The organism is Micromonospora sp. NPDC023633 (assembly GCF_040640035.1).
GTDB lineage: Bacteria > Actinomycetota > Actinomycetes > Mycobacteriales > Micromonosporaceae > Micromonospora.
On record NZ_JBFABB010000209.1, the window covers coordinates 1 to 6986 of the forward strand.

Genomic DNA, 6986 nt, shown 5'->3' on the forward strand with positions numbered 1-6986 from the left:
CGCCCGCAGGTCGAGCAGCTTGCGCAGGGTGCGGTACGCGTTGCGGTAGTGCGCCGGTGGCGATGCCGAGCCCGCCGCAGGTCACGGCCGTGGCCCCGGCGCCGAGCCAGGCGGCGCGACCGCGCGGCGACGGGGCACGGAAGGCCACGATCAGGGCGAGCCCGGCGGTCAGGGCCGCGCTGACCGTGGCGAGCAGGATCGGCACGCAGGCCGCCGGGGTGGCGTCGCCGAGCAGCCGGGTGGGCTCGGAGAAGAGCACCCAGCCGACGAACCAGAACGCCGCCGCCATCACCAGGCCGTCGAGCGCCAGCCGGGCGGTGGCCGCCGCCGTGGCGGCCACGCCGGGCAGCCGGAGCAGCCCGGCGGAGAAGATCAGCCCGCCGACCGCCGTGCCGATCGCCACGACGCCGGCCCAGCCGGTGCGCCGGTCCGGGGCGTGCCCCGCGTGCCCGGCGGTGGAGAGCGCCACGGACACCCCGACCAGCAGGCTGACCAGCACGACCCCGGACGCGGCGGCGAGCAGCGCGTACGCCTGCCGGTGGGGCCCGGCGCGACGCCGGGCATCGACCGCCGACAGCGTGGTGGCCGCCGCGGCGACCAGCCCGCACAGCACCGCGACCGCGACCATGCCCGGGGGGAACTGCACGTCCCAACTGTGCCGGATGCGCGCCGGGCGCGGGAGCCCGGGTGCGCATCCTTTGGGACACGGCGCGCACGGCCGCCGGCCGGCCCGGCGGCGGTGTCACACTGTGGTATGCCTGAGCTGCGGTCGAAGACCTCCACGCACGGTCGGACGATGGCCGGCGCCCGGGCCCTGTGGCGGGCCACCGGGATGACCGACGACGACTTCGGCAAGCCGATCGTCGCCATCGCCAACAGCTTCACCCAGTTCGTACCCGGTCACGTGCACCTCAAGGACATGGGCGGGCTGGTCGCCGACGCGGTGGCCGAGGCCGGCGGGGTGGGCCGCGAGTTCAACACCATCGCCGTGGACGACGGCATCGCCATGGGCCACGGCGGGATGCTCTACTCCCTGCCCAGCCGCGAGCTGATCGCCGACGCGGTGGAGTACATGGTCAACGCGCACTGCGCCGACGCCCTGGTCTGCATCTCCAACTGCGACAAGATCACCCCGGGCATGCTGCTGGCCGCCCTGCGGCTGAACATCCCGACCGTCTTCGTCTCCGGCGGGCCCATGGAGGCCGGCAAGACCGTGGCGATCGAGGGCGTCGTGCACTCCAAGATCGACCTGATCGACGCGATGATCGCCTCCTCCAACGAGGCCGTCACCGACGAACAGCTCGGCGAGATCGAGCGCTCGGCCTGCCCGACCTGCGGTTCCTGCTCCGGCATGTTCACCGCCAACTCGATGAACTGCCTCACCGAGGCGATCGGCCTGGCGCTGCCGGGCAACGGCTCGACGCTGGCGACCCACGCCGCGCGCCGGTCGCTCTTCGTCGAGGCCGGCCGCACCGCCGTGGAGATCGCCAAGCGGTGGTACGACGGCGACGACGCCTCCGTGCTGCCGCGCGCCGTCGCCAGCCGGGCCGCGTTCGAGAACGCGGTCGCCCTGGACGTGGCGATGGGCGGCTCGACCAACACGATCCTGCACCTGCTCGCCGCCGCCCGCGAGGCCGAGCTGGACTTCGACGTCGCCGACATCGACGCCGTCTCCCGCCGGGTGCCCTGCCTGGCCAAGGTCGCGCCGAACTCCCCGCAGTACCACATGGAGGACGTGCACCGGGCCGGCGGCATCCCGGCCATCCTCGGCGAACTGGACCGGGCCGGCCTGCTCCACCGGGACGTGCACGCCGTGCACTCCCCCAGCCTGGAGCGCTGGCTCGCCGACTGGGACGTCCGGGGCGGTGCGGCGACGGCGGAGGCGGTCGAGCTGTTCCACGCCGCCCCGGGCGGGGTGCGCACCACCGAGCCGTTCTCCACCACCAACCGCTGGTCGTCGCTGGACACCGACGCGGCCGAGGGCTGCGTGCGGGACCTCGCCCACGCCTACAGCGCGGACGGCGGGCTGGCCATCCTGCACGGCAACCTGGCCCCGGAGGGCTGCGTGGTGAAGACCGCCGGGGTGCCCGAGGAGTGCCTGACCTTCCGGGGCCCGGCCAAGGTCTACGAGTCGCAGGACGACGCCGTCGAGGCGATCCTCAACAAGCGGATCGTCGCCGGCGACGTGGTGGTGATCCGCTACGAGGGGCCGAGGGGCGGCCCCGGCATGCAGGAGATGCTCTACCCGACCTCGTTCCTGAAGGGCCGGGGGCTGGGCCGGTCCTGCGCGCTGCTCACCGACGGCCGCTTCTCCGGCGGCACCTCCGGGCTCTCCATCGGGCACGTCTCACCGGAGGCGGCCTCCGGCGGGCTGATCGCCCTCGTCGAGTCGGGCGACGAGATCGTCATCGACATCCCGGCCCGGTCGATCGAGCTGAACGTGGCCCCCGACGTGCTGGAGGCCCGGCGGATCGCGCAGGAGAAGCGCGACAGGCCGTACACCCCGCTCGACCGGCAGCGGCCGGTGTCGGCGGCGCTGCGCGCGTACGCCTCGATGGCGACCTCGGCCAGCGACGGCGCCTACCGCCGCGTCCCGGAGTAGGCCTCGGGTCGGTAGCCGACGGAGATCTTGGTACGGGAGCGCCCCTGCCGGGGCCGTTCCCTGCCAAGATCTCCTGTCGCGGCAGCCGGTCAGTCGGTCACGATGTCGTTGACGTGGCGCAGCACGGGGCGGGTCGTCAGGGCCGCCGGGTCCAGTGGCGCGTCCGCCCGCACGGTGAAGGTGGCCGACTCGCCCGGCAGCAGGGTGACCAACGCCTCGTCGACGTCGGCCGCCGGGTCGAGCCGGTCCGGGAAGAGGGTCACGTCGCGCAGCACCGTGCGGGCGGTGACCCGGACCCGGTGCCCGCCGTCGACCGGCTCGACCGACGCGTCGTAGCGGGCCGCCGGCCAGTCCGCGTCGCGGTCCTCGGCGAAGAACCAGAGCGTTCGCTCCGCCGTCCCGTCCGCCTCGGCCACCAGCAGCTCGCGGCGGGCCTCCTCCGGCCGCGCCAGCTCCGCCGGCAGCGCCAGCTCGACCTTGGCGTACGCGGGGACGTCCAGCTCCAGCGTCGTCTTGGCCCGTGGCTCGCCGGCCAGGGTCAGCCGGGTCACCGAGGCGCTCGCCCGCCACGGGGCCGGCCCGTCGTTGACCGCGATCACAGCCAGGCCGCCCGCGCGGGGCTGGACGGTCAGCAGGCGGTCCGCGTACGCCCGGCGCAGCGCGTACCACAGCGGCTTGCGGCGGCCGTCGCCGTCGACGGCCGACCACGAGGTCACCGGCCAGCAGTCGTTCAGCTGCCAGACGATCGTGCCCGCGCAGACGTCCCGGTGGGAGCGGAAGTGCTCCACCGGCAGTGTCAACGGGCGGTCACCGTCGCCGCAGCCCGGCAACCTGAACCGCCACGGGAGCGCGATCATCGGAGGTGTCACCGCCTCGCAGGCGCACCGGGTCGCGCGTCCACAGCAAAGGGAACCGGCCGCCCGCCGGGTACTTAACCGGGAAAGCCGCCGACCGGCCCGACCTCGCGCGCCGGTCGGCCCGCCGCCGGCCGGTGCAGTAGCGTGGACCGCCGCCGGTCGCCCCGGCCTCGTGGTGACACCCGCCCGGGCGGGAGAGTGGAGGAGTACGCCGGTGAAGCGGCCCACGATCGCCGACGTCGCCCGCCGCGCCGGGGTGTCCAAGGGGGCGGTCTCCTACGCGCTGAACGGCCAGCCCGGGGTCTCCGAGGCCACCCGGCAGCGGATCCTCGCCATCGCCGCCGAGATCGGCTTCAACCCGAACCGCGCCGCCCGCTCCCTCTCCGGCGCCACCGCCGACGCGGTCGGCCTCACCCTGTGCCGCCCGGCCCGCACGCTCGGCATCGAGCCGTTCTTCATGGAGCTGATCAGCGGCGTCGAGGCCGAACTCTCCGCCCGTTCGTACGCCCTCACCCTCCAGGTGGTGGCCGACCAGGAGGCGGAGGTCGCGGTCCACCGCCGGTGGTGGGGCGAGCGCCGGGTCGACGGCGTCCTCGTCTGCGACCTGCGCGCCGACGACCGCCGGGTGCCGGTGCTGGAGGAGCTGGGCCTGCCCGCCGTGGTGATCGGCGGCCCGGGCGGCACCGGCCGGCTTGCCAGCGTGTGGTCCGACGACGCGGCGGCGCTGGTGGAGACCGTGGAGTACCTGGTCGCCCTCGGCCACCGCCGGATCGCCCGCGTCGGCGGCCTCCCCGCCCTGCTGCACACCGCGATCCGCACCGAGGCGTTCACCGAGGCGTGCCGGCGGCTCGGCTTGGCCGACGCGGTCACCGTGCCGTCCGACTACACCGGCGAGGAGGGGGCGCGCGCCACCCGCCGGCTGCTCAGCTCGGCCGGCCGCCCCACCGCCGTGATCTACGACAACGACGTGATGGCGATAGCGGGGCTGTCGGTGGCCCAGGAGATGGGCCTCGCCGTGCCGGGCGACCTGTCCATCGTGGCCTGGGACGACTCGCCGCTCTGCCAGCTGGTGCACCCGCCGCTGACCGCGCTCGGCCGGGACATCCCGGCGTACGGCGCGCACGCCGCCCGGCAGCTGCTCGCGGTGATCGGCGGCTCGCCGGCCGGCCAGGTGCAGGACGAGACGGCACACCTCACCCCGCGGGGCAGCACGGCGCCCCCGCGCGCCAGCTGAACCGCTTCAGTCACTCGCGGTTCTTCGCCACCACCGGCAGCTGGATTTCGGTGACGACGGAGCAGCCCGATGCCGTCGTAGTGACGCAGCATGCGGACCGACACCCGGCCGAGTCTGGCGAAGTCTCCGATGGTGAACATGGCCCCTCACACGTTCGGCCCTGACACGGTGTCAGAGTCAACCCAGGCCACGCGGGGTGCCCGGCGTGGGCGAGCCCGCCCCGGGCCGTCGCCGGTCAGCGCGAGGCCGACGGGAACTCCTCGAGGTACGCCTCGACCCGCTCCGCGGTCGCCGGGCGGGCCAGCGCGAAGCCCTGCCCGTACCGGCAGCCGGCCCGCCGCGCGCCGTCGACGAGGCTGACCGACTCCAGCTCCTCGGCCACGATGTCCAGCCCCAGCCGGTCCCCCACGTTGACCACCACGTCGATCAGCGGGCGCTGCGGGTCCGCCGGGTCGACCAGCTGCGGCCCGACCTTGAGCAGGTCGATCGGCAACCGGCGGAGCTGGGCCAGCGAGGCGTGCTCGGCCCGGAAGTCGTCCAGCGCGGTGCGCACGCCCAGCGAGCGCAGGCCGGCCAGCCGGGCCACCACCGTCGGCAGCTCGGCGCCCACCCGGGGCTCCGCCACCTCGACCACCAGCCGGTCCGGCGCCAGCCCGTACGCGTCCAGCACGGCCGCCGTCCGCGGCACGAAGTCGGGGGCGGTCAGCTCCCGGACCGTCACGTTCACCGCCATCCAGAGCTGCCGGCTCCCCGCCGACCAGGCGGCGAGCTGCCGGCAGGCCCGGTCCAGCACCCAGCAGCCCAGCTCCCCCACCATGTCGAGGTCCTCGGCCACCGGCAGGAACTCGGCGGGAAGCACCGTGCCGAGCACCGGGCTGCGCCAGCGCAGCAGCGCCTCCGTGCCGACCAGCTGCCGGTCGGCCAGGTCGAGCACCGGCTGGTAGACGAGGTCCAGCTCGCCCCGGGCCACCGCCCCGGGCAGCTCCCGTTCCAGGTCGAGCCGGCGGACGAGCTGCTCCTCCAGGTAGGCGTCGTACCACTCGACCCGGTCCCGGCCGAGCTGCACGGCCCGACGCCGGGCCAGGTCCGCCTGGCGCAGCACGGCCTCCGGGGCGCCGCCGCCGAGCTCGGCCAGCCCGACACCGGCGCGCAGCCGCAGCACCCCGCCCGCCACCGGGTAGGGCTGCGTGAGCGCGGCGAGCAGCCGGGTGCCCAGCGCGTACGCCAGCACCGGGCCGACCTCGGTGACCACGGCGAAGCCGGTCGCGGTGACGTCGGCGAGCAGGTCCCGGGGGCCGACGACGGCGCGGGCGCGGCGGACCACCTCGGCCAGCATGTCCTCGGGGACCTGGTGCCCGTCCGAGGCGGGGCCAGGGCCGTGCAGGTCGACGACGAGCAGCGCGCCGGCGGGAGCGCGCGCGTCCCGGCGGGCCGCGAGGGCCCGCAGCAGCGCCGGCCGGTCCACGGGCGCGCCGGAGGTGTCCGGGTCCGCCGAGCGGTGCCGGGCCGGCGGGGCGTCGGGTCGGGCCGGCTGCGCCGGGTCGTCCGCCCGGAGCAGGTCGCGCAGCACCAGCGGCGGGGCCAGCGCGAGCGCGAGCAGGACGGCGGTGACGTCCGGCGGCCCGCCGTCGCGCAACTGCCAGCCACTGGCCGCGACGGCCACGACGGCCGGGACCACGGCCCGGGGCCACACCCTGGTCGGCAGGGCGGGCGGGGCCGGCTCCGGGCCGGTCGCCCGCCGCGCCCCCGCCGCCGTCAGCAGCACCCCGGACACCAGCGGGGGTACGGACAGCAGCGCCGCCCGGTCCGGTGTCGCGCCCGTGGGGAGCGCGGCCAGCATCACCAGCCCGGCCAGGGTGAGCGCCACCCCGGCCCGGCAGCGGGCGGCGCCGGCACGCCGGTGCGGCCCGGTCAGCACGACGAGCACGGCGAGCGCGAGCCCGCCCAGGGCCACGGCCACGGCCAGCCGGACCGGCGGATCGAGGCGGTCGCGGGGCAGCAGCAGCCAGCCGGCAAGGACCAGCCCCAGGCCAGCGGCGGTCGCGTCGACGACCCCGCGCAGCCGGACCCGGGCGGACGGGTGGGGCCGCCACGCCGCCGGCGGCAGGCCCCCGGCGAAGAGCGCGGCGGCGGCGGCCAGCCCCGACCCGACGACGGCGGGCCGGTGGCCCGGCTCGGCGAGCGGGAGCACGGCCGCGGTGAGCCCCGCCGTCACCACCGCCGCGTCGAGCAGCACGGCGACGCGGCGGGGCGGCGCCGTGCGCCGACGGGCGGCACGGGACCGGGTCGGGGC

At 76.4% G+C, this 6986-nt stretch carries 4 protein-coding genes and 2 pseudogenes; 2 read left to right on the forward strand and 4 right to left on the reverse strand.

The genetic code is table 11. The annotated features are described in order from the left end of the window. Nucleotides 1–646 (reverse strand): annotated as a pseudogene (locus AB0G13_RS33275) (GGDEF-domain containing protein); the annotation flags it as partial. Nucleotides 647–754: 108 nt separating this feature from the next. Here AB0G13_RS33275 and ilvD point away from each other — a divergent pair. Next, a complete protein-coding gene (gene ilvD / locus AB0G13_RS33280) occupies nt 755–2602 on the forward strand; it encodes a dihydroxy-acid dehydratase (protein WP_357883219.1) in 1848 nt (615 codons plus the stop codon). A gap of 89 nt (nt 2603–2691) precedes the next feature. On the opposite strand, the gene AB0G13_RS33285 is transcribed toward ilvD, so the two are convergent. Next, nucleotides 2692–3402 carry a hypothetical protein gene (locus tag AB0G13_RS33285; RefSeq protein WP_357883222.1) on the reverse strand — a complete coding sequence of 237 codons (711 nt, stop codon included), beginning with the start codon at nt 3400–3402 and terminating at the stop codon, nt 2692–2694. 271 nt (nt 3403–3673) lie between these two features. Between AB0G13_RS33285 and AB0G13_RS33290 the strand changes: the two genes are divergently transcribed. Continuing rightward, nucleotides 3674–4693, forward strand: a complete 1020-nt coding sequence (locus AB0G13_RS33290; RefSeq protein WP_357883225.1) for a LacI family DNA-binding transcriptional regulator — start codon at nt 3674–3676, stop codon at nt 4691–4693. 32 nt (nt 4694–4725) lie between these two features. Here the strand turns inward: AB0G13_RS33290 and AB0G13_RS33295 are convergent. Further along, nucleotides 4726–4833: pseudogene (locus tag AB0G13_RS33295) on the reverse strand (MerR family DNA-binding transcriptional regulator); the annotation flags it as partial. Nucleotides 4834–4928: 95 nt separating this feature from the next. Continuing rightward, a partial coding sequence (locus AB0G13_RS33300) for a bifunctional diguanylate cyclase/phosphodiesterase (protein WP_357883229.1) occupies nt 4929–6986 on the reverse strand: 2058 nt, incomplete at its 5' end.